The organism is Planctellipticum variicoloris, assembly GCF_030622045.1.
GTDB classification, from domain to species: Bacteria; Planctomycetota; Planctomycetia; order Planctomycetales; family Planctomycetaceae; genus Planctellipticum; species Planctellipticum variicoloris.
Map to the genome: position 1 here is coordinate 5,754,438 of NZ_CP130886.1, position 23,402 is coordinate 5,777,839.

15 protein-coding genes are annotated in these 23,402 nt (G+C 64.8%); 4 read left to right on the forward strand and 11 right to left on the reverse strand.

What is annotated here, in order from left to right:
* Positions 1–22 precede the first annotated feature (22 nt).
* Both SH412_RS22430 and SH412_RS22435 read right to left on the reverse strand, forming a co-directional pair.
* Positions 23–4,870, reverse strand: a complete 4,848-nt coding sequence (locus tag SH412_RS22430; protein ID WP_336520261.1) for an outer membrane protein assembly factor BamB family protein — start codon at positions 4,868–4,870, stop codon at positions 23–25.
* Between the two features lie 168 nt (positions 4,871–5,038).
* Positions 5,039–6,169: a hypothetical protein gene (locus SH412_RS22435; RefSeq protein WP_336520262.1), complete on the reverse strand. Its 1,131-nt coding sequence runs from the start codon at positions 6,167–6,169 to the stop codon at positions 5,039–5,041.
* A gap of 301 nt (positions 6,170–6,470) precedes the next feature.
* Here SH412_RS22435 and SH412_RS22440 point away from each other — a divergent pair, with 301 nt between their 5' ends.
* On the forward strand, positions 6,471–8,270 hold the full coding sequence (locus SH412_RS22440) for a sulfurtransferase (protein WP_336520263.1): 1,800 nt from the start codon (positions 6,471–6,473) through the stop codon (positions 8,268–8,270).
* Positions 8,271–8,280: 10 nt separating this feature from the next.
* On the opposite strand, the gene SH412_RS22445 is transcribed toward SH412_RS22440, so the two are convergent.
* The 3 genes from SH412_RS22445 to SH412_RS22455 are packed head-to-tail and all read right to left on the reverse strand — an operon-like array spanning position 8,281 to position 10,493.
* Complete coding sequence (locus tag SH412_RS22445) at positions 8,281–8,976, reverse strand: VIT1/CCC1 transporter family protein (protein WP_336520264.1); 696 nt, start codon at positions 8,974–8,976, stop codon at positions 8,281–8,283.
* A 33-nt stretch (positions 8,977–9,009) separates the two neighbouring features.
* On the reverse strand, positions 9,010–9,519 hold the full coding sequence (locus SH412_RS22450; protein WP_336520265.1) for an OsmC family protein: 510 nt from the start codon (positions 9,517–9,519) through the stop codon (positions 9,010–9,012).
* 44 nt (positions 9,520–9,563) lie between these two features.
* Positions 9,564–10,493 (reverse strand): DUF6807 domain-containing protein, encoded by a 930-nt coding sequence (locus tag SH412_RS22455; protein WP_336520266.1) that lies wholly within the window; start codon positions 10,491–10,493, stop codon positions 9,564–9,566.
* A gap of 189 nt (positions 10,494–10,682) precedes the next feature.
* Between SH412_RS22455 and SH412_RS22460 the strand changes: the two genes are divergently transcribed.
* The gene (locus SH412_RS22460; protein ID WP_336520267.1) at positions 10,683–11,372 is read left to right on the forward strand and encodes a ClpP family protease; all 690 of its coding nucleotides are present in this window, start codon (positions 10,683–10,685) and stop codon (positions 11,370–11,372) included.
* Positions 11,373–11,435: 63 nt separating this feature from the next.
* Here the strand turns inward: SH412_RS22460 and SH412_RS22465 are convergent, their stop codons facing one another.
* From SH412_RS22465 to SH412_RS22475, 3 genes are all read right to left on the reverse strand, one after another.
* Positions 11,436–11,750 carry a hypothetical protein gene (locus SH412_RS22465; RefSeq protein ID WP_336520268.1) on the reverse strand — a complete coding sequence of 105 codons (315 nt, stop codon included), beginning with the start codon at positions 11,748–11,750 and terminating at the stop codon, positions 11,436–11,438.
* A gap of 143 nt (positions 11,751–11,893) precedes the next feature.
* Positions 11,894–12,262 (reverse strand): hypothetical protein, encoded by a 369-nt coding sequence (locus tag SH412_RS22470; protein WP_336520269.1) that lies wholly within the window; start codon positions 12,260–12,262, stop codon positions 11,894–11,896.
* 298 nt (positions 12,263–12,560) lie between these two features.
* A complete protein-coding gene (locus tag SH412_RS22475; protein ID WP_336520270.1) occupies positions 12,561–12,980 on the reverse strand; it encodes an NIPSNAP family protein in 420 nt (139 codons plus the stop codon).
* Between the two features lie 176 nt (positions 12,981–13,156).
* Here SH412_RS22475 and SH412_RS22480 point away from each other — a divergent pair, with 176 nt between their 5' ends.
* The gene (locus SH412_RS22480) at positions 13,157–14,749 is read left to right on the forward strand and encodes a GTPase family protein (RefSeq protein ID WP_336520271.1); all 1,593 of its coding nucleotides are present in this window, start codon (positions 13,157–13,159) and stop codon (positions 14,747–14,749) included.
* Here SH412_RS22480 and SH412_RS22485 read toward each other — a convergent pair whose 3' ends face one another.
* Complete coding sequence (locus SH412_RS22485; RefSeq protein WP_336520272.1) at positions 14,750–18,067, reverse strand: hypothetical protein; 3,318 nt, start codon at positions 18,065–18,067, stop codon at positions 14,750–14,752.
* Between the two features lie 446 nt (positions 18,068–18,513).
* Between SH412_RS22485 and SH412_RS22490 the strand changes: the two genes are divergently transcribed.
* On the forward strand, positions 18,514–19,275 hold the full coding sequence (locus tag SH412_RS22490; RefSeq protein ID WP_336520273.1) for a class I SAM-dependent methyltransferase: 762 nt from the start codon (positions 18,514–18,516) through the stop codon (positions 19,273–19,275).
* Positions 19,276–19,279: 4 nt separating this feature from the next.
* On the opposite strand, the gene SH412_RS22495 is transcribed toward SH412_RS22490, so the two are convergent.
* Both SH412_RS22495 and SH412_RS22500 read right to left on the reverse strand, forming a co-directional pair.
* Complete coding sequence (locus SH412_RS22495) at positions 19,280–21,496, reverse strand: hypothetical protein (RefSeq protein WP_336520274.1); 2,217 nt, start codon at positions 21,494–21,496, stop codon at positions 19,280–19,282.
* Positions 21,493–23,364 carry a BatA domain-containing protein gene (locus SH412_RS22500; RefSeq protein ID WP_336520275.1) on the reverse strand — a complete coding sequence of 624 codons (1,872 nt, stop codon included), beginning with the start codon at positions 23,362–23,364 and terminating at the stop codon, positions 21,493–21,495. Before SH412_RS22500 ends, SH412_RS22495 begins: the two co-directional genes overlap by 4 nt.
* Positions 23,365–23,402: the final 38 nt, after the last annotated feature.

The following is a 23,402-nucleotide window of genomic DNA, read 5'->3' on the forward strand; positions in this document are numbered from 1 at the left end:
ATCCAAATTCGGAGCGTCGAGATCAGGGTTGGGGAGGTGCGGCGACTGCCTGGACGGCTGCGGCGTCAGCATCAGCGCCGGCATCGGGAACCAGGCGGATGCGATAGTTGTAAGACCGCAATTCGACGGACCGGCCTTGTGGCAGAACCTTCATGGAATGGAAGCCATTGAACATGGTCGGCAGGCTGGACTGATGCACGATGTCGCCGGTGGCTTTATCGACCGCCAGCAGATTGAGCAGCGTGTAATTCAGATTCTCTTTCGTCACCCAGCTTCTGGCGACGAACATCAGGACTGGCGAGGAGCGGAAGTGCTCGACCACCAGGTGCTGCTTCTTGACGTCGCGTTTCCAGAGGAGTTTGCCGGAGGCGCGGTCCCAGCAGACGACGACGCCGTGCATTTCGACGGAAGGGACGCTTTCGGAATAGTGATCGAACCGCCGGCCGTCGCCGCTGTTGATCAGCAGATAGAGTCGTTCTCCGTCCGCGAGAGCGTGGACTTCGGAGGCTTCCATCAGCGAGAACTTCACGCCTGCTTCAAAGGTCCGCATCGCCCCCGTCGCCACATCGACGAGCTGCAGTTTGCCGCTGGACTGCGCAAAGACCGCTTCGTCGGGAGACAGCAGGCCCAACAGCCCCGGCCCATCGAACTTGCAGGACCAGCGATCTGCTCCGGTGATGGCATCGCGCAGTTGCAGAGTCGTCGTGGTGCTGGTCAGAAACGAGAACAGGCCGGGTTTCTGGCGGGAGCTCGACACGAGCACCGCGTCTCCCTGAACGGCAATGGCCCGCTCCGCGAGATCGTCGGTCACGTCGTCCCAGTCGAGCGGCCGGCCGTCGCAGGCGCGCAGGACGGCGTTGATCCCGCCATCCAGGTCCATGACGACCAGGCGACTTGCGAGCGGCAGGACGACATCTTCGGGAGACAGACCGTGGTACTGCCAGAGTTCCTCGCCGGTCTCCGGGCTCAGAACCCGCAACGTCCGTCGGCTGGCAACGGCGACATAGTGCGCGGTCACGGCGGCCAGCGATCCCGATCGCAGGCCGCGTCCCAGCACGGGGGAGCCATATCCCCGCAGCTCCTCGGCCCGAACCAGCGGCGACAGCGGTTCCCGTTCCGCCGTCCGCCAATGCCCGGCATCCGCCTGTTCGGGGGAGACCGGTTGAGTCCAGAGGACTCGCTGTTCCAGCGGCGCAATGGCATGCAGGATTCCCTGATGGACCAGATACAACGTGCTGCCGCAGTACGCTGTCGTGATATAGCCGTCGCCCTGCTCGTGCGGGCCGCTGCGCAGCGGCGCGAGCCACAGCCGACGGCCGGTCTGACGCTCGGAGACGACCAGCCGTCGTTCCCCGGTCTGGATCACCAGGTCCAGCGACTGCAGAGACGGCCACGCACTGTCGGTCGGAATTTCCTGCTCCGGCGTCGAGAATTCCACCATGCCCTGCTCGACCTTCAGCGCCGCCGGCTTCTCACCCGGTCGGGGAGGTTCCGCCGCAGCGGTCGGCGCGATCGTTTCGGCAACGGAGGCGACGGTCCGACCATCCGGCAGCAGTTCCGGACCGAAGCGAGACGTCAGACGACGCGCCAGCAGCCGGGCGTCGTCAATGCGTCCGGCCGCTGCGCAACGCTGCGCCAGCTCCAGCAGACAACGGGCCGAGGAATTCCGCGGAGACAGATCGATCACGGGCAGCAGTTCGAGTTCCGCTCCGGCCAGATGGCCTTGATCGGACAATTCGACGGCGTGATGCAGTGTGATCTCGACAATCGCCGGGTGAAACGCCAGCAAGCGGCGCATCGCCTGTTGCGAGGCCGGATCGCGATCAGGCAAGTCCTTCAGCAGTTCCGCGACGAACTCGTCGATCTTCGTCCGTTCCGATTCGACTGACGATTCCCACAGATCCTGGAGCCGGCCGCGATGCCAGGCGCCCGGCTGGACCTCGATCTTGCGGTTCTCGGTCCGGGTGCGGGGGACGCGACTCCCGTCACGCTCGGCATCGTGCCAGGCCCGCTCGAACGCTTCCACCGAGTTTCCGATCGCCTGCAGTCGGGTCACTTCAAGTTCGGCGAGGAGCGACCGGTTGGACTCCGTGGCGGCGAGCGTTCGCAATTCGGCCAACCAGGGCTCGGCTTGCCGGGGATCCTGGCGAACCAGTTGCTCCAGCGTTTCGAGCCCCAGTCCCCGCCAGCGCTGCCGATCGGCTGAGCTCAGTCCTTCCAGTTCAACGTCTTTGAGTTTCTGCCAGGCTTCGGCAAAATTCCGGCTCATGGCGAGCATTTCGCCTTCTCGCAACAGCGCCCAGGAGTCGCGGGGGTTCTTTTCGAGACGCTGCTGGACCTCGGCCAGCACGCCGCTCCGCAGACCAAAACCGGTCGCGCCGGCACTCGACAGAGACACGAGCGTGCCGTCGTGCCAGACCAGGTTTCCCAGCGGAAACGCACTCGGACCGGTAAAGAATCGCCTCTGCGTGGCGCCGTCGTCGAGCTTGATCACGCGCAACTCGCCCGTCGTGAGAGGCAGATAATACTCTCCCGGGACGGCCAGACCGCGACCGGCCGGCGCCGGGCTGGTGGAGGATCGATCAACAGCCCCATCGGCATGGGCCGGATCGGGATTGAGCGAACCGGCCGGTTCGTCAACCTGAGACCTTCGAAACGACTTCCCATTGTCGTCCAGTTCCAGCGGCTGCAGCCAGAGATCGGCGCCGTCGGTCAGATTGACGGCCTTGATCTGGTGGCTGCCCACCAGGAGGACGCGCTTGTCGAAAACTCCCGCGAGATAGAGCATGTCGTCCTGGGGGACGCGCCATTGCACCTCGCCGGTCAGCAGGTCGCTGCAATGCAGCAACGGTTCTTCCGGAGCCGCATAGACAATTGAGCGTCCGGCGATGACCGGCGCGGAGGGTCCCCAGGTGGCGGCAAGGCTGCGTTGCGGGACAAGATTGCCGCCGTTCTCGCGGCTTTCCGACGCATCGGGTTCCGCATATCTCTGGGCCCACAACACGGAATGCCTCAGGCGGTCGATGGCAACCAGCCAGCCCAGAGCCGTCGGGCAGACGACCAGTCCCTCGGCGAGCGACGGCTGCAACATCAGCCAGCGGCGGCCGATGTCCTTGTCGATCTTCGCATCCTGATAGCAGAGAAGCTGCGACCAGAGGAGCCGGCCGCTGATGGTTTCCAGACACCAGAGCCGAACTTCGTCTCCGCGCGCGCCGATGGCAAACAGCTCGTCGCCATCGACCGCCGGAGAGCCCAGGAAACAGACATCGCTGAGTGGAAGCTGAAGCGACTCGTCCGCGGCAGAGCCGCCGACCGTCCAGCGCAGGCGACCGCTGCGGAGGTCGTAGGCTGAAAGCCGGTTGGAAGTCCAGTCGAGTCCGTAGAGATCCTGATTTTCCTGTTCGCCCCATTGCCAGCCGGGCTGAGAGCGGGAGAGAACCGCTTGATCTTCCAGCAGAAACACGTGCTCGCCGTCGCTGCTGATGCTGCCGTAGACGCCGTCGCGAAAGAGCAGGCTGGCGACGGGGTGGTATTCGGCGGAAGGTCCGGCGTATTCGCCGTCCTGCTGGAGATTGTTCATGCGGAACCGCCAGGCCTGCTGCGGATCGACGCCGGCGGGCGGGAGTCCGGCGATCATCCCCTCGGGAGTCATTGTCGCTTCGGTTTCCCAGAGGGTGCTGCCGGTGGCGATGTCGACCGCGCGCACGCCCCGCAGGCCGCGAAACAGGGCGACGCCGTGCGTGGCCAGCGGCTGCCAGGCGAGAATCGGCGCCAGTCCCTGATCCCGCAGATCGAGCTGCAGATGCTCGATGCGGCGAGCGACTGCGGGACTGTCGGTCAACGGGTTCTCCCAGCGGGGGATCAGCAACGGATCGCCCGCCGCAGAGACCCCCAGTCGTCGCTCGGAACCGTAGTTCTGCCGCCAGTCCGACTGCGGAGTTGCGGTGAATTCGGCGGCTGGAGCGAGGTCTTTGAGTCTCGCGTACCGGTCTCCTGTGCGACCGGGAGGAAGCTCCATCGGCCAAGGCGCGGATTCCGCCGAGCGACCGGACTGGCGGGCGACGAAGGCGGCTTTCCACTTCCACGCGGCCGAGCGTGTGACGGGGGCGTTGTCGCGCTGGAGTTGCTGGTACCAGTGATCCGCCAGGCCAAATTCTCCACGGTCGGCGTGCAGGGCGCCGAGCCAGTCGGCGGCTTCCTGGCCGGCAGCGGTGTGCAGGAAGCGATCGGCCACACGGGCAACAGCCTGGGCATCTCCCTGCTGGCGGGCGGCATCCCATTCCTGACGCGCCAGACCTTCGTACTGTTCCCGGTAAAGCGCACGTCCTTCCGCGGGCATTCTCCCCAGAGTTTCCTGGGCGGTCTGACGGAGAGATTGCCAGCGGTCTCTCCCGGCGCGATGCAAAGAATCGCCGGGTTCGTCGAGCAATCGCTGCAGGAATTCGATGCCCGCTTTGTAGTCGTTACGGCGGACCGATTGCTCGGCCATCTTGAGCATGTTTTCGTTGCGGGCGTCGCGGGCGGCTCGCGAGTCGACCGGATCGAGACTTCCGGGCTGTTCGGCGGTCGCAGGATCGCCCGCCTGGTCGGGCGCTCGACCGCCGCGCGGATTTGGTCGGAGCATGCCTTTCAGCAGGTTGTTCAACAGCCCGCCGCCGGGGGCCGGCCGCGCCTGCGCCGGAGGTTTGGCCGGTGCTTCCTTGTCGGCGGGAACTTCCGCGGCCTCCGCAGGCTGCGCTTGATCCTGCGCCGCGACCCGGTCGGCGAAAACGGCAGCAGTAAGGCCCGCCAGCAGTCCGCAGAGGAGGGCGCTACGGAGCTTCGCGATGATCGCCAGATTCGAACGGTCCTGAGCGGGTCCGGAAACCATGTGTGCCTCCGAGCGGGGAATCGCCTGCGGCGCCGAGGGCGGGCGGAAAACGACGCAAACTCCCTCCCGGCAACTATATTCGGAGCGGGGAGCCGCCGCTACCTGGCGGGGAGGAGGCGATGGGCTGGCGAAGACGAATAGCGTGAAGACGGCCGGGCGCGCCCGGCCCTACGGAGTCGTCGAGGCCTCAGGTCGAACAACCTGGATCCCCTTGTCGTCCGAAGTCGCCCGCCAGGCGTCGCCGGGGGCTCGCAGGAAGGACTCGGTGAAGGAGTCCTCCGGCAGCGGGCAATTGACCTTCGACGCGAGCATCTCGTATTCGATCCGCGTGGAGACGCCCGCCCCGCGCGGACTGTGCTGCAGATTGACGATCTTCTTCGGCGTCCAGAGGTCTCCCGACGTTTCGTACTCCCAGGTGAGTTCGAAGTCGATCCACGGCGTCTTGCCTGGTTCCTTTAACCAGCGGCGCTGTGCAACGAGCTGGCCGGTCCTTTTGCGAAACTCCAGCCGATCAACCCGTCCCAGCAAGTCACCTTCCAGCGTCAGCAGCGTTTCGCCGTCGACCACGCGGGAAGTGATCTTCACAGCACGATCGACCTGCGCGGCGTCCTCGGGACCATGATCGCCGCGCAGTGACGCGACATAGAGATCGAGGTAATCTTCGGTCGGACGGTCGTGGCCGAAGTAACTCATGGGATCGATGAATTCGCCGGTCCAGGGGTTCGTGTCGAGCGACCATACAGGAAGGTATCGCTCGCGTGTCCGGGGCGAATGCCGGACGGCGAGGACCGACTTCAGTCGCTGGTCGTCCCCCTCGACCGTGTAGTAGCGATTTGCCTGAAACGACAGCAGTTCGTCGGGCAAGGCGACGATCCGCTCTTCGTAGACGGTCCGACTTTCGGAGAACTTCGTTCCGCTCGGCGAACGGACGAACACAATCGGTCCGTCGTCCTTGAGTTCCTCGGCAAGCCGATCCGGTTCGACGGCACGGCGAAACGTCACACGGCCGGTCCGACACCGGTCGACCTGATCAGCCTCTCCCCTGCCGCGGACAAACTCGGAATCCGGATCGCGGGTGGCCTTGCGATCAACGTTGACGAGCGGAGGGATGCGGAACGCCATGCGGTAGGCGAGCGTCCCTTCCCACGTCCGCAGCTTCTGGCGGTTCTCCCGGTTCTGGCGACTGAGTTCCGTCAGAACGACGATCTTGGCTTCCGCGGTATCAGGTTCCGCGGCGATCGCAGGAACGATTGCAACGCACATCCCGAGGAAGAGCATCACGATGAAGCGTGCGAGCATATTGGGGGGCCTCCCTCGCGGAGTTGCACCGGCAACGGCAGTAATCGGCGGGCGCGTTGTGGACTGGTGTCAAAGTGTCCCGCAAACTGAACATTCCGGCAAGAGGGAGCGTGCCGGAAGGCGGAGAGGGCGGAGTGCACACAACGTTGGGCGTCAGGGGTACCGTAACGAAGACGGCCGGGCGCGCCCGGCCCTACGGCAGCCTGGTCATCTTCGCCAAGCAACGACGGATTGACCGGCGTGTGGTAGTTTACAGGCGTGTGACGTTCTTTCTCCGCAACTTACCTCCCCCCGAACGACCATGCCCGCCGACCCGCTCCCGATCCTCAACATCGCCGCCTACAAGTTCGCTCCGCTGACCAGCCTGGCGGAGCTGCGGACTGAGCTGCGCGAGCTGGCCAAAGCGAACCGGCTGCGTGGGACGATTCTGCTCAGTCCGGAAGGGATCAATCTGTTCGTGGCCGGGGAGCGTCCGGGTATCGAAGCGTTGCTGGAACGGGTCCGGCAGATTCCGGGGCTGGCGGAGCTGCCGGTCAAGGAGAGCCTCAGTCGCGAGCAGCCGTTCAACCGGATGCTGGTGAAGATCAAGGCGGAGATCATTGCGTTCGGAATGCCGGGGATCGAGCCGGGGCGATATACGTCGCGCCGACTGCCGCCGCGCGCGCTGAAGCGGTGGCTGGACGAAGGGCGGCCGGTCACGCTGCTTGATACGCGAAACGAGTTCGAGGTCGACGCGGGGACGTTCGAGGGAGCGCTGGCGCTGCCGCTGGACGACTTCCGGCACTTCCCGCAGGCGGTGCTGGGGCTGCCGGCGGAGTTGAAACAGCAGCCGGTCGTCACCTTCTGCACGGGGGGCATCCGCTGTGAAAAGGCGGCGCCGTACCTGGAGCAGGCGGGCTTTGCGGATGTCTACCAGCTCGACGGCGGTATTCTGAAATATTTCGAAGAGTGCGGCGGAGCGCATTACCGGGGAGACTGCTTCGTCTTCGACCGGCGGGTCTCCGTGACGCCGGATCTGTCGGAAGGGGATCTCGAACAGTGCTTCGCCTGCCAGGCGATTCTGACGCCCGAGGATCAGGCGTCGTCCGCGTACGTCGAGGGGATCTCGTGTCCGCACTGCTATCGGCCAGACGCCGAGGCGCAGGCGGCGCTGCTCGCGGGGCGGCAGGGAGCCCTTCGGGCGGCAACTTCGCCCCTGCCTGGCAGCGTGCCGTATGAGAACGTGCGGCCGCTGAGCGTGCCGCTGCGGCTGGACGGGACCGAGCTGCTCGACTTCCTCGACGCAATGCGGACGCATCTGTCGCGTGCGGACTGGGAGCGGGCGTGTGCGGAGGGCCGACTGGTCTGCCGGGGTGACGTTGTGCGGCCCGGACGGATCCTGCGAGCGGGGGAACGGCTGCTGCACAAGCTGCCGGCGGCACTCGAACCGGAGGTCTCGGCGGACATTGTGATCCTGTACGAGGACGACGCGCTGGTCGTCGTGCACAAGCCGGCTCCGCTGCCGATGCATCCCTGCGGGCGGTTTCATCGGAATTCGCTGTCGTGGCTGCTCGACCAGGTCTTTGCACCGATCCATTTGCGGCCGGCCCATCGCCTGGACGCGGACACTTCGGGCGTGGTGGTTTTCAGCAAGACGCGCGAAGTCGCCCGGCGGGTGCAGCCGCAGTTCGAGACGGGCGAGGTCGGCAAGACGTATCTGGCCCGAGTGCATGGACGGCCGGCACAATCGGAGTTCGAGTGCCATGCGCCGCTGAGCGCGACTCCGGGTCCGGGGGGCGTGCGGTTGCCGGACGACTGCGGCTCGGCGGCCATTACGCGGTTTCGGGCGATTCGCGAGTTCGACGACAACACGACGCTGCTGGAAGTCACGCCGCTGACCGGGCGGACGAACCAGATCCGTGCGCACCTGTGGCAGCTCGGATTGCCAATCGTGGGAGACCCGATTTATCTGCGGGACGGGCAGGTTGGCGCTTCGCAGACGTTGTCGGTCGGCGATCCGCCGTTGTGTCTGCATGCCGCGGCGATTGAGTTTGTGCATCCGCTGACGAGGCTTCGCGTGGGGTATGAGGCGAAGCGGCCCAGTTGGGCGGAACAGGTCTGACGGCGGGTGGCTACACCACAGCCCCGAACAGGGCTCCGACGCCGGCGGTGACGGCCATTGCCAGGGCGCCCCAGAATGTGACTCGCACGGCGGCTTTCACCACCGAAGCGCCGCCGGCGTGAGCGCCGAGTGCGCCCAAGACTGCGAGAAGTACGATCGACGTCGTCACGACGACCGGAATGACGGCCGATCGGGGGGTGACCAGCACGCTCAGCAGCGGGAGAATCGCACCGAGCGTGAACGATCCCGCCGAGGCGAAAGCCGCCTGGACCGGACGGGCTGTCGTCAGTTCCGAAATGCCGAGTTCGTCGCGCGCGTGCGCACCGAGGGCGTCGTGCGCCATGAGCTGGTCGGCGACTTGAATCGCCAGGGACTGATCCAGCCCTCGACCGACGTAGATCGCCGCCAGTTCGTTCCGTTCGAATTCGACGTTGTCGGTCAGTTCCTGGCGCTCGCGGTCGAGGTCGGCCCGTTCGGTATCGGACTGAGAGCTGACGGAGACGTATTCGCCGGCGGCCATCGACATGGCGCCGGCCATCAACCCGGCCACGCCGGCGACGAGGATTTCGCTTGTCGGAGAACTTGCAGCGGCTACGCCGACGATCAGGCTGGCGGTTGAAACGAGGCCGTCGTTGGCTCCGAGAACGGAGGCCCGCAGCCAGCCGATCCGTTCGGTGTTGTGTCGTTCCAGATGCGATCTGACCACTGTGCCGAACTCCCGCAGCAGGACCGGACCGATTCACGTGACGACGCGGTGCGAGACTTCGATCTGCGGAGGGTTGATCAACGTCTGGTAGACGACGCAGTAGCGTTCCGTGAGCTGCAGCAGCTTGGAAATCTGTTCGGGAGTGGCGTCGGTGTCGAGTTCGTAGCTGAGCCGGAGGCGCTGGACGCCGACGGGCACATCGCGATTGACCGCGAGCGTGCCGCGGAAGTCGGCGTCGGCCTCCGCCCGGATGGTCGCGTCGCGCAGGGTGACTCCCATCGCGGTTGCGACGGCGAGGAGGGTCACCCCGGCGCAGCCGACGAGGGCCTCCAGGAGCATATCGCCCGAGCAGAGGTCGCGGCCGTCGCCCCCGGCCGCAGGGTGCAGGCCGGAGGTGACTGTGCCATGCGGCGTATTGAGCTGGCAGCGCACGCCGTCGCTCAGCCGGCCCACGGCATGGAAGGTGATCAGAGCGGTCTCGGGATTTTCCCGGTACCGCTCCTTCAGGGGCGCCTGCAGGGCGCGGAGCTCGTCGGCGTTCATGGGAAAACCATCTAAAACAAGAAGACGGCCGGGCGCGCCCGGCCCTACTTGAGGAGCTTCACGAACTCGCCGTAGGTCTCGGCGACCTTGCCGGCGGCGGCGTCTCCGGAGTGGATGTAGATGCCGTAGGTCAGCTTCAGTGACGGGTGCTGATCGTCGAGATGGACGAGCTGCTTCTTGGAGGCGTCGTTCTGGTAGGCGCCTTCGCCGAACGGGCTGACGCTGAACAGGCCGTAGTCGCGGACGTGGTGGCGGGACGGACGGAAGTTCTTCGGCGAATCGAAGATCGCCACGCCGTAGGTCTTCTCCGCGACGGGACCACTGTAGTCGACCCACGGGCTGGGTTTGCCCCAGCAGTTTTTCATCGTCGTTTCGCCGGCGGCGTTGAGGATTGTGCCGCCGACTTTTTCCCGCATGCTGGTCGCGACGCGGACGCCGAACAGGCCTTCTTTGGTGTCTTCGAATTCGACCGGCGCCTCGCCCTTGGCGAGCGCGATCTCGAAGACCATCAGGCGGTTGGCGTGGATGGAGATTTTCGTGGTTTCGACGAGCACCGGTTTGCCGTCTTCGCCGAGCCAGTGGTTGACGACCTTCATGACCGCGGGGTTGCCGGAGGGCGTGACCAGTTCGACGCCGGCGTTGACGATCTTCCCTTTCTCGGCCCAGAACTTGATTTTGTTGACCTCGTCGACCGAGGTCCAGATCCCCTTGTGGTGGGGGTGGTCCTTGTCGGCCGGATCATTGATCGGCCGGGTGACGACGGCGCCGTCGGCGGCCATCACCGGGGAAAAGTACGGCTTCGGCAGATCGCTGGAAAAGTGGTAGGTCGTAAAGTCCTTGCCGTCGATTTTGACCGCGACGGTCTGGTCCTGCCGTTCAAGCGTTACTTGTGCTTGAGTCGCCCCTGCGGCGAAAAGAAGACCGACACCGACGAGACACCGACCCATCCACGACGTCCACGAGCTGCGCTGCACGATGCGTTCTCCTGCTGGCCGAGGCCTTAAGGGCAATGTGGTCGGCCGACGCCCGGTGACATCGGCCGATTTCGATGATTGAGATTGTAACCGCGTCGGACGATTGCCGTGGAGCCTCCGGCGGGATAAAAGGCGTCGGCCTCAGGAAAAGAGATTCACGCTCATTCGCCATTCGTGCTGGAACACTTCATGTCCCGCCCCATTCGTCGTGCCCCGGATCGATTCGCCAAGAAGAAGCCTGCGGGGCCGGCGCCGCGACCGGTGCGGCCTTACCCGGCTCCGGGGGGTGGCAAGTCGCCGGGTGAGTTTGAGCCGGGCGACGCCCGACAGTGGGAGCTGATCCTGAGCGGCGAACTGACGGATCGGCAGGGAGAGCTGCACCAGAGGCTGATCGAGGTGCCGCGGTCGTCGCGCGGGGTGATCTACTTCGACTCCTGCGGCGGGAGCGCCTTCATTGGGCTGGCGCTGGCGACGATCATCCGGCTGCGCGGGCTGAAAGCGATCGGCGTGGTGACCGGGGAATGCAGTTCGGCCGCGTTGATGCCCCTGGCGGCCTGCGACGAGCGTTATGCGACAGTTCATTCGTCGCTGCTGTTTCATCCGATCCGCTGGCAGAGCGAGGAGCAGGTGAAGCTGGAAGAGGCGGAAGAGTGGGCCCGGCACTTTCGGGTGATGGAGCGAGACCAGGATGAGCTGCTCGCCCGGCTGTTCGGCTGCAGCGTCGAGCTGATTACAACATGGTCCCGTCCCGGACGATTCGTCACGGGAGCGGATCTTGCGGAAGCCGGTCTGGCGAAGCTGATCGACCTCTTCAGCGGCGACCTGTGGGTCCAACTGGCGGCCCTGAAGCGGGCCGCCAGCAGCCAGTCGCCGGTTTGAATGAAAACGCCCCCGAAGTGTCGGGGGCGTTCCGGAAAAACGAGCGAGGCCAAAATCAGGCGATCAGTAGCCGTAGACGCTGAAGCCCGACCGCGGTCCGCCGATTGAAAAACCGTACCCCGCGCCGCCATACCCATATCCACCATAACCGTAGGCCGGATACCCATAGGCGCGATACGCTGCGCGAGGAGCGTAACGTGGAGCGACGTACCGTGGTCGGACGTAGACTGGGCGGACGATGGCGCGAGCGCCAAAGGCACGGACGCCGATTCGATTGGGACCCACAATGACTCGTCCTCTGCCGGCTTCTGCCGGGGCGGCAGTTCCCAGCATCGCGGCCGAGCCAACGAGCGCGGCGAGGATGATGGAACGAAACATGGCAAATTTCCTTCACTCAAGACCAGCTCGCAGAGCGGGCAAGCGCGCCCGCTGACTGCGAAGTTCTGCACCGCCTCATGCGGCTGCCCGCAATAGAATCGTAGGCTGCTCCCGTTGCCGGAGAACCTGGCACACGTGCAGATCTAACGGGAATAGTAGAATCCGAAGCCGGGCGTCACGATCCCGACACCGGACCCGTATCCGTAGCTCGATGCGCCGTAACCGTAGCCGCCATAACCAGTTCCGCAGGCCGGCTGCCCGTAGCCGTACCCGTAATTCACCGGATACCCGAAGGCAGGTCCCGAGTTCCCGACAAATACCGGTCGATAGCCGATCGGGCGACCGACGTACCCGCCGCGATAGCCGTATCCGCCGCCGTAACCCGGTCCCCCGTGGTGATGATGGTGATGGTGGCCGCCGTGATAACCCGGGCCGCCGGCCTGCGCCGTTCCCTGCCCTGCCAGTACGAGTCCCACAGCCACCGCGGTACCGAGCACAAGAGTTCGCAACATGATCCGGTCCTTCCCGTCTTGGTTTGTCACTCGCGAAGTCGCATTTGGCTTCGCATGGTGAGAGACAATTCGCACGGAGTGTGCCAATCGGCAGAAAATGCCGATCAACATGCGGAACACACGTTTTGCGGGGTTTGCGGAGCCTGGGGAGAATTCCTCCCGGTCCGAGTCGTCATCAGACCGATGACAACCCGCCACAGCTTTGAGGACGGTTCTGGACTCGTGGTCCTCCGGAAACACAGAAACCCGGCGCATTGACGCGGCCGGGCTTCCGGGAAATCGGGAATCTGAGCGAAAATTACTTCATGGGGGAGTAGTCGGTCGGGTTCAGGAAGACCGACTCGACTTTCTCGACGATCTTGCCGTCTTTCTCGGACGCTTCGCGGGCGGCGTTCCATTCGGCGTCGGCGCGAAAAGCCTTGAAGGACTCCGAAGCGGCCTCCTTGCTCTTGTGAGCCAGCAGATAGACCAGCGTGTTCGGCTTGTCGATCGGGGTCAGATAGATCACGTTCTTCATACCGTGCTTTTCGAACAGCTTCACCGTGTAGTCACGGAAGCGGGCGTTGAGCGCGTCCAGGCGACCGTCGACCGTCGTGTAGGTCCGCAGTTCGTAGACCATCGCCTTCTGCTGTGCATCGGCGTGTGCGTAGCCGGCTCCCCAGCCGACCGCAGCCGCCAGACCCGCCAACAGAATCCCCCCCAGCCAGTGCTTGCGCATTGTGTCTGTTCCTCTTTCAAGTGTGCTGTGCAGACGACCGGCCTGCCGCGTAGGATGACAGGCTGGCGAACCGGAGAGGATACCGCGCCAGGCCGGCCAGGGTGACATGCTCTACCGTGAAAAATCGGATCGGGCGTCGGGGAGACCGGCGGCGCGCTCGGCGAATAAGGATCACGATGCGACGCTGGCAACTCGTGCTGGTTGCGACCCTGCTGCTGCTGCCGATCGTGGCGATCGCCGGATTCGGCGCGTGGCAGCTCTGGCAGAGCGGCTGGTGGTTCTGGCTCGCGTGGTCGCTGCCGTTCTGCTGGGGCCTGGGGTGGCTGCTGGCCCGGCGCTGGAAGGTGCTGCAACCGATCCAGTGGCCCGACACGCCCAAGCTGCACTGGACGCCCCAGGATGAAGGAGCGTCGCAACTGATCGTCCGCGAACAGGAACGCGTCGCGCAGTTAACCGCCAGAGAGCTGCTGCAACCGGCGTTTTATACCGAGGAAGTCCAGCGGCTGGCGGCGCTGCTGGGGGCCCACTATCGACCGAAGTCGGCGTCGCCCGTGGACCATCTGTCCGTGCTGGAACTGCTGGCGGTCGTCCAGCTTTCGACCGAAGATCTGGAGACCTGGCTGCGAACCTACGTCCCTGGCAGCCACCTGGTGACCGTCGGGCAATGGAAACTGCTGTCCAAGGCGCCGGGCTGGTGGCAGGTGGCAAGCAACACCGCCTGGGCAGCGTCGATCGTGATGAATCCGCTGAATCTCGGAAGGTTTCTGGCGTCGCGATACGCCGTCGATCCGCTGTCGAAACAGCTCCAGCAGAACTTGCTGGGGACGGTCGCGATGCTCTTTGTGCGGCAGACGGGGTTCTATCTGATCGAACTCAACAGCGGCCGACTGCGGGGTGGCGCGGCCGAGTATCGCGCCTGGCAGAGGAAGCTGGCGGGGGATTCTCCGGCTGGTGCGGTTCGGTCTGAAGACGGCACTGGCGGCAAGCTGCCAGTGACCCGCGAAACGGCTGCCGAGACTGCATCGGAGCCGGTGACGGTCACAATTGCCGTCGTGGGCCAGGTGAAGGCCGGGAAATCGAGCCTGATCAACTGCCTGCTGGGTGAAGAACAGGCAATCGTCGACGTGCTGCCGGCGACCGCCGCCGTCCAGCGATACCAGTTGCCGTTGCCGGAGTGCGACGAGCGGCTGGTGCTGCTGGATACGCCCGGCTACTCGGACGCGGGTGCGACCCGAGAGCAACTCGCCGCGGCAAAGGCGGCGGCGCAGGAAGCGGACCTGATGCTGCTGGTTCTGGAAGCGCGATCACCCGCTCGCGCGGCGGATCGCGATCTGCTGGAACGGCTGGCCGCGTGGTACGCGGAGCAACCCCGACTGAAACCGCCGCCGGTGCTGGTGGTTGTCAACAAGATCGACCTGCTGAATCCCCCGCTCGACTGGACGCCTCCCTACAACTGGCAGGAGCCTTCGCGCCCCAAGGAACAGAACATTCGCGGGGCCGTCGAATATGCGAACGAGGTCCTGGGAAAGTTCACGGAAGGCGCCGTTGCGACGGCCACAGATCGGGAACGGGGGCGTGTGACGGGAGTTTCGGACCAGTTGTTGCCGGCGATCGCCGAGCTGGTGGATGAAGCCCGGGCGACGACGCTGGTGAAGGCCCTGCACCGCCGACTGGACCAGGATCGCTGGCGGGCGGTCTGGCGGCAGGTGCGCGACGCCGGCCGGAACTGGCACGCGATCTGGCAGGCATTGAGCCAGCCGAAGAGCTGATCAACCGGCGTATGTTTCCGGGAGCAGGCGAACGCCGGGCACGAGACGGCGTTCGACCCTTCCTGTCGCCGCTTCTCCGTCCCACAGGCTGGTCCAGTCAGCCCATTCGATGTGATGCAACTGGAAGACCAGTTCCGTCAGCGGCAGGCGTTCGAGGCCCACCGAGCGGGCCAGACTGCGCGGACGGGGGGTCGAAATCTGCGTATCTTTGAGCGGATAGTGCAGCTCGGCGTCGTAGTTGCGATTCGGCCAGACGACGAGGCCTGTTTCAGCGATGTCGTAAGGATGCGGCGGCGAACCGAGTTTGGATTCGATCTGCTCGCGGACGAGGTCGACGCCTGCCAGCTTGTAAAGCCCGGCGAGTGCGGCGCGGAGCACTTGACACTGCTCGGCGTTCAAGGTGCTGATCCATCCGGGTCGGGCGATGCCCGCCAGCAGCCAGCCGGACTGTTCGGCGATGACGAGCTCGATCGGCCGGTCCGGGCACGCGGCGTTGGCCAGTTCCACCGTGAAGCGATTGGTGCTGACGACGATGGCGCCGATGGACAGCTCCGCCGAACGAAATGCCGTCGATTCCGCCAGGACGGCCAGCAGTTCGCGTTCGACGAAATGGACAATCCGCTCCGACAGGTGGTGGAGTTGTTCTTCGTAGCGGGACTGGCGATTGAGTTCGGGGATCAAGCGATACTTGCGGGCCGTCCGGCGGCGACGTGCGAACAGCTTGGGAATCGTCCCGGAATGAAAACCGGGCTTGAGCAGCCGGGCGATCGTTTCGCCGTGATGGCCCACCATCACCGGTCGCATTCGCGGGGAGCGATTCGCGGCGTAAAGCCGCCAGTTTTCTTTGAGCTCCCAGGCGAGGAAGCCAAAGACTCCCGGGATGCTGGTGACGATGGCGGTGCCGACCGTCGTGGCGTAGATGCTTCCCATCACAGGCTTGAGGACGCCGACGAGCGTGGGCGTGAACGGCAGTATGAGTTTGTGTGAGACCGTCACTACCGGAAAGTGCTTGATCGGATTGACCTGGGGCTCGATCAGCAGCGTCACGCAGAAGCGGATGACGGAGTGAATCAGGGACCAGATGGCTCCCAGCACGGCCTTGAAGGCGAGGGTCAGGGAGGTCTCGCCACTGCGGAAACGAAGCCATTCATCGACTGCGTACAGCACGCGTTCAACGCCGTCCATGAACTGACGGAACAGATCGACGATCAGATTGAACAGGCCGAGAATCAGGTGCGCCCGGATGCGCTGCCAGGTCCGGCCCATCCACTCCCAGGTGACTTCTTCGGTATCGCGTCCGAGCCGGGAATTCAGCAGCGCGAACGTGGCGACGAACAGGCCAGCCGCCAGCCAGCGGTTGTCGCGGGACCAGGTCCCTTCAAAGGGCAGCAGCAGCCAGAGCGTGAACGTGAGCAGAATCGGGCTGACAAAATACCTGCGAAACAGCTTGAACGGCAGACTGCGGAGGAAATCCGCCACCAGGGGCATCCGCCAGAGCGCCCGCGGCCAGTCGACCAGCAGCCCTTTCCCCACGTGCCAGAACATGACGAGCAGATCGACGACGGCGGCGCGAAACCAGGGGCCGTGAATCAGCGCGAACAGGAAGCAGCCGACCCCCAGCACCCACGCAGAGAGTTCGAGGACATTCCCTTTGTGGTAGAGATGCAACTCGTTCTCAATCAGGAATGCGGAAATCGGGGCGATGAGATGATTGAGCCCTTCGATGATCAGGTACGCCCCGCCGAAGGGAATGGCCACATATTTCGTGAGGAAGCGGCCCTGCGGAGTGCCGAACGCGAGCGAGCTGAGCCGTTGCAGCCAGCGGAGGTAGAAGGGTCCTTTCTGGTAGACGCCGTCGAGCAGAACCGCAAAGCGACGATCGGCCTGCAGCAGCGTGTCGCCGCTGCTGAATTCCTTCCAGCTCGACAGATCCGGAAGCTTCAAGTTGTTGCGGGACAGGCCGTCCCGCAAATCGCCCATCGTCAGAAAGCCGCGATCGACGATCTGGTCCATCAGTTCGTCGATGAGCTTGCCGAACGCCACGCGCTCGACGACGTTGTGCGGCGTATGGCCGATGTCCTGAAAGGACTGCTGCACAAGGGGTCGCATTCCGCGCCGCAGAATGTGTTCGGCGGCGGCCAGCGCTTCATGCAGCAGCGATTCCAATCCTCGCCGCTCTTCGGGGGAAATCCGCACCTTGGACATTCGCGACGCAGCGGTCCGCAGGTGTTTCTGAATCAGCACGATCCGCTGATTCGGAAGAGGACGTTTCAGCGGCGACCAGCCCAGCGTTCGCAGCCACAGCCAGAGGTCGATCCGGTAGCTTTCCTGTTCGTGATCGAGGCAGACTTTCTGCAGGTCGTAGAGCAGTCGGGCGTTGGCGTTCCAGTAGCCCCGAGTCGCCCCGGCCAGCAGAGACCGGGTCGTTTTCGTCCAGGCGGCAAGTTCGTCGTCGTCGAGTTCGAGCGCGGCCTGCAGCCGCTGGCAGAGCGAGGCCAAGTCGGCGGCGATTTCGCTTTCAATGGCGACCCGGACTTCCGCGCCGGCGATGTCGAGCGACATCTGGCGAAGAATGGCGGCTCGGACGACGTTTCCTTTGAGGCGGCGGATCGCTGCCCGTTTGAGCAGGGAGTAACAACGGCGCGTCGAGGCGGCGGTCACCGTCGGCGGCGCAGGGGGGCTGCGATCCTCCGGCGGTTCGCCGAACCGAATATCGCCGGGGTCGAGTCCCTCCAGTTCCAGCGGGCGGGTCGACTCGTACAGTTCGGCCGCCGGACACTCCTGCTCGATCCAGGCCGCGGTCGCATCGACATCGTCAATCGACGGAAAATAGAGCGTGACCAGCTCCGGCGCGAAGTAACGCAATTCGCAGAAGACCGCGACGAACTCGGCCCAGGCCTCGCGGACGCTGGTTGGATGCAGCAGCATGCCTTCATGGCGAAGCACTGCGCGGATCTCATCGAACTGCGTCTGGCCGATCCGGTCAATTCGCTCCCGCACGCCGGCGGAACTCATGCGGTCAGGAGCGGTCCGGTCCTGGAGGACCGCGTCGAGCCGGGCGTGGAACAGCATCCGCCAGTAATAGCGCTGGAGCTGCGGCCGCCCCAGTCCGCGAAGCTGCTCTTCTTCCGGCCGAGCGATCAGGATGACCTTCGCCGGAAGCAGGGTCGCGTTTTCCGCTCCCAGCTCATCAAGGGCGACCAGCCACATGAGCCGATCCCGATCGACCACCAGCGACTTGCGGTGCGGGATCTTCGCCCAGGGATGAGTGATTTCGAGCTCGTGCCGGATCACCCGGCGAAGTACACGGGGCAGCACGAAAAAAGCCTCAGGATCCCGTTCGCGGAAGCCGCGTTCGACTTCCCCAACAAGAACTCCCGTCGGAGATTCGACTGGTTCGCGCACCGACTCCGTCACGCCCGCCCCGTCCTGGTCTGCCGGCCCGCACCGATGGCGTGCCGGGCGCGTACTGACTCGGAAACCCCGGTCGCCCCTGTTCGACCACTTGGTGCAAGTCTAGCGGACTGGGGCGGAAAAGCGAGTCGGACGGCGGCCAGTCGCGGGATTCGCAGATCGTTCTTACGTGGCCGCGCGCCCTGCGGGATTTAGCGGGGTGGAATGCAGGGAAAGTTTGCCGGCTTGAGGTGTCCGCGGGCGGGGTGTAGTGGAGGTTTTCCGGCGGCTCGGTGTATGCTGCAATCGTTTTCGGACATCAAAGCCGCCGCCATTGTGTGAGAGATTGTTCTGTGACAGGCACTCCCAGCGTGACTCCGTCGACTCCGTCCGCACCGCGCGGCAGCATTCTGAACGACCTGCGGATCCTGTGGCACCTGGCGGCCGCCCGCGTCACCGGCAATACCCACGAAGAACGGCTGGAGAGTTTTTACAAAGGGCAGGCGCACGGTTACGACGCCTTCCGTCGGCGAATGCTGCACGGCCGGCCGGAACTGTTCCAGCATTTGACGCCTGTCCCGGGGGGAGTCTGGGTCGACCTGGGAGCTGGGACGGGGGAAAACGCCGAGCACTGGGGACCGCGGCTGCAGGAATTTGGCCGGGCGTATCTGGTCGACCTGTCGTCGTCGCTGCTGAAGGTGGCTGACGAACGGATCCGCGAGAGGGGCTGGACGAATGTCGCCACGGTCCACGCCGATGCCACGAAGTTCGTGCCGCCCGAGGGAGCGGCGGACCTCGTCACCATGTCGTATTCGCTGACGATGATCCCCGACTGGTTCTCGGCGGTCGAGCAGGCCTGGCGGATTCTCAAGCCGGGTGGAACGCTGGCGATTGTGGACTTTTTTGTGTCGCGGAAGTATCCCGCCGGGGGCCTGGTGAAACACCGCTGGTCGACTCGGACGTTCTGGCAGCTCTGGTTTGCCAGCGACAATGTGTTCCTGAATCCGGATCACATTCCGTTTCTGCAGAGCCGGCTGGAGACCGCATATCTCGAACAGCGGCGGGGCAAGATGCCGTACCTGCCGTTCGTACGGGCGCCCTACTATCTGTTTGTGGGTCGCAAACCGGTTTAGAGCTTCAAATCCCTCGCCGCTGGACCTGCATGGACTCGGGCAGCGGGTACAGTTTGCGGTGGACTTCGACCGTCTGACCGCGAGGAACGGCGACGACCAGCACCCACTGTTTCGCGTCGGCATCGATCAGCGTCAAATCCTGCAGGATGCCGCCGCCTCGAAGACCGTCGGTTTCACGGAGGAGCTGGCCGGCGGGTTGACGGATCACGGTCGCTCCGATCAGGAATTCGCGCCAGTTTTCCGCCGGCGTCACTTCCTGATACCGGCCGGAATTGGCGTCGAGCCGCCGCTCGGCCGCCGGCGGGGCGGACTCGATGAGAGGATCGTTCCGTCCGTCCGACAGAACGACTCCGCGCGGCAGGATGGCTGCCACGCAGGCGGCAGGGCCAAAGACTTTGCGGGCGGCATCGGCGAGTTCGATCGGCAGGAATCCGCGGGAAAACGCGTCGTCCGTCATCAACCGCTCGGCATTGAGCCTGGACCAGTCCAGTTCGGCAATGGGGGCTCGACCGGGGATCGAGAAGGTCCGGGACAGCGCCGGGGTCCACTGTTTGACCGATTGCGTGACCGAATACTTCCGGGGAACACGACCGACGAGCGTCGTCCCGCGCGGGCCGTCGGATTGCTGGGGCAATCCGCGCATCCCGCCAACCAGCATCTGCCGGCCGGTGCGCGGGTCGATGAGAATCTGTCGTTGCACCATCCGGCCTCCCACCTGGACCATGGTCGTTGATCGCAGGAGAGTCTGGTACATTCCGCCGCTCGTCGAAACATCCGCAAACAACCCGTCTTCGACGTCGAGCGTCCGGGTTCCGGAGACGGCAGGAATGTGGAGCGACAGTGACTGGCTGCGAACAAGGTCGCCGTCGGATGCGTAGTCAAAGATCTGCATCGCGTAACCGTTCTCGACGCCGGTCATGGCGCGATTGGCCAGCCAGACGGTCGTAGCAGTCATGGCCAGGACTGCGCAAGGAAACGTCAGCCACGTCCACTTCCGCAGTCGGAGCCGACCGAGCACGATGTACTCCACGGGACCGATCCAGACGACGAGCCCGCCGAGCATCGACGCGATCAGCCAGAACGGCATCAATTTCAGGCCGCGCGGCGAAAGATAGTCGCCGATCCGCTGGGCCAGCACCTGCGCGGACTCGGTCTGATCCGTCGCTTCCGGCGAACCAAACTGGAAGACGTTCGGATTCGGTGCAGCGCGTGGCTGCTGGCCGCGGAGAACCAGATCCCAGTTGCCGTGGTCCAGCACGGCGGCGACGCGCGGCGGCGATAGACGCCAGAATTCGGCAAAGGCGCCTCGGAATTCCGGGCTGTCGAGCGGATCCTCCCGAGGTTCGCCATCGCTGATCCGCACCAGTACGCGGCCCAGGTCGCAGCGCAGCGAGACCAACGGCGTCGGCGGCAGCGCGTCGACATCAATCTGTCCCTGCCGCGTCAGTTGCCAGGGGAGCGGTTCCGGGGACTCTTCGGTCAGAGACTTGAGAAAGGCGAGCTGAGCAGGTTCCACGGTACTCGGAAGTTCGAGATAGATGCTGCCGCCGGCCCGCACCCACTGGCGGAGCGCATCGAGCTGCGGCCCGCGCAAGAGCGCCAGCGTGTCGCTCAACACGTAGACCGTGTCGAACTGGCAGTAGGCCAGCGCAGACTGCGGAAAATCCTGCGGCCGCAGGGTGACGACAACCGTCTGATAGACCCCTTCGGATTCTTCCGGTGCAAACGTCTCGAACTGAGTCTTGCCGATGAGCAAGTCCCGGCGGCGCGGTCGACTGCCGGCTGTCGGCGGCTCGCCAACGAGGGACATCATCGAATTTCGCTGGGCGGATGGGACTCGCAGAATCTGCGGCTGCAGCTCCAGCACCTGCCCGCGGGTTTCAAACCGAACCCGGACCGGCACTTCGTCGAGTGGCATGCCCACTGTCACCGGGGCCAGGAGCAGCGTCAACTGCTGTTGCGATTCCGTCAGGACGATGTCGTCGATGACGTAGGATGCGAACACGGTCTGGCCGTCATGGAGATCGAGCAGCAGCCGGCCTTCGACAATCGGATCGACCTGCGACCGCAGCGTCCAGAGCGTCAGCATCGGGCGATTCAGACGGACCGTGGGAGATGTCGGCGAAAGCTCCACCTGGAGATTCTGGGCGAGCTGCCCCTGGACCTTCCCCGGACTGATCAGAAGCAGGCCGGCGAGCACGAGCGGGAAATGCAACCTCATGCCGTCATCCCCTGCGGCGGACGCTGAAAATACCACCATTCAATCAGCAGGAACGCCAAGGCCGCAGCGGCGAGGTAGGGCCACAACGGCTGGTCGTTCTTCACGCCGCTGGAGGCCGCTGCGACGGCGACCTCCGGAAACTGCAGACGAGGAATCGTCGCCAGCGAGGTTTCGGTCGGACTGAGCAGGCTGACGCCTACGGTGGCTTTCGCAGCCCCCCCCGCCAGAATCTGATACTGGCCGATGACGGGCGCTGCCGCGCCCGAGAGGAGCCCCGAACCGTCGCTGCGTGCAACATCGGTCCGTCCGTTCGGTCCGACGATGCGGTATTCGGTATCGGGCGACAACGCGAGCGGCGGCAGAGCGCCGGTCGGTGCGGACCTCGCTTCAGTCAGCCCCGACTGCTGCTGAGCCAGCTCGCGCAGGTTCGAGATCAGGATCGGAAAGCCGACTCTGTAGGGCAGCGTCGACCGGTCGGGGTGGAACAGAAAATACTCGTCGAGCCCCCCTTCCCCGCGTTTCTCCAGAACCAGCGGCCCGGTCCGGCTCTGCACCAGGACTTCGTAGCCCGCGAGTTCAAATTCCCGATCGGTCGCACCGTTCTGGTTGGCGGGCTTGTCGGCGATCTGCACGTCGAAGAGCTGCACGTGCCGGAGCATCGGGCTGGTGCGGACCCAGTCGATGACCTCCGCCAGGCCGGTTTCCATCGTAACCAGCGTCTGGAGATCCGCCGGAATGACGCCAAAGTGGACCGTGACGCGAGAACCGGGACCGGTTTCGAGCGGCTGGTCGTTGAACTTGAGGTCGACCTCGGCGGGCTCCTTGCCGTCGCGCGGGTACAACTCCAGATCGGGAAGGACTTCGAGGGCATGCCGGACGGACGCCAGACTGGCGGGGCAAAAGACCATCAGCGACCGGAGAAGGGGCAGGCTGAGCCAGGCGACGTTGTCCGATTCGAGGGCGTCGAATCCGTCGGGGCGGATCCGCAGTTCGAGCTGCGTGGCGGCGTCGGCCGGAATCTGGAACACGAGTCGCTCGGCGTTGCCCCCTTCAATCGACGCCGTCTGGCGCGAAACGGACTCGCCGTCCTGCAGCAACTCGACTTCCACCAGGGACTTAGCGTCCTTCGCCCCTTCGAGCCGGGCGAAAACATCCCAGCCGGTGTCATTTCGGCGGGCGTTAAAGTCGGTGATGCCGATATTGGAGCCGCCCGGATCGAGTTTCTGGTAGTTGATCTTGAACGGGAGCTCGAAATCGATGCGGTCGGGAACATTCCCGTCGGTGATGAGGATGGCTTCTTCGACCGGATTGGCCCGGGCCAGCGCCTCGGCGATCCGCAGACCGTCTTCGAGCCGGCTGGGAACCTGCTGGATCTCCAGCTCGTCGAGGGCCGCGTGGAGCAGCCGCTTGTTGTTGGTGAATTCCGTCAGCCGCCGACCCGAGGAATGGACGGCGATCAGGCAGAGCCGCTGGTCGGCGACGAGGTTGTCGATCAGCCGCCGGACCTGATCCTTGGCCTCTTCGAGCCGGGTCGCCCCCCCCGCCGAAGCCCGAGCGGCCATGCTGGCGGAGCAGTCGATCAGCACGGGGATGAACCGGGCCCGTTCCGCGCCGGCGGGGCGAAAGGGCTGCATGGCCGCGAGGATCAGGCAGAACAGCAGCAGGAGCTGGAACAGCAGCAATAAGTTCCGCTTGAATTTCTGGAACGGAGAATTGACGCGCTGGTCGTTGAGAACGCGCCGCCAGAGGGCCAGCGAAGGGACTTCCACGCGCGGCCGGCGGAGCTTGAGGAAGTAGAAGATCACCAGCGGAATCGTCAGCAGGAACAACCACGCCGCCAGCGGTGATGTGAAGCCCAACCAGGACATGAATCCGAGCCTTTGCGGAAAGCGTGCCGGTCTCTCGT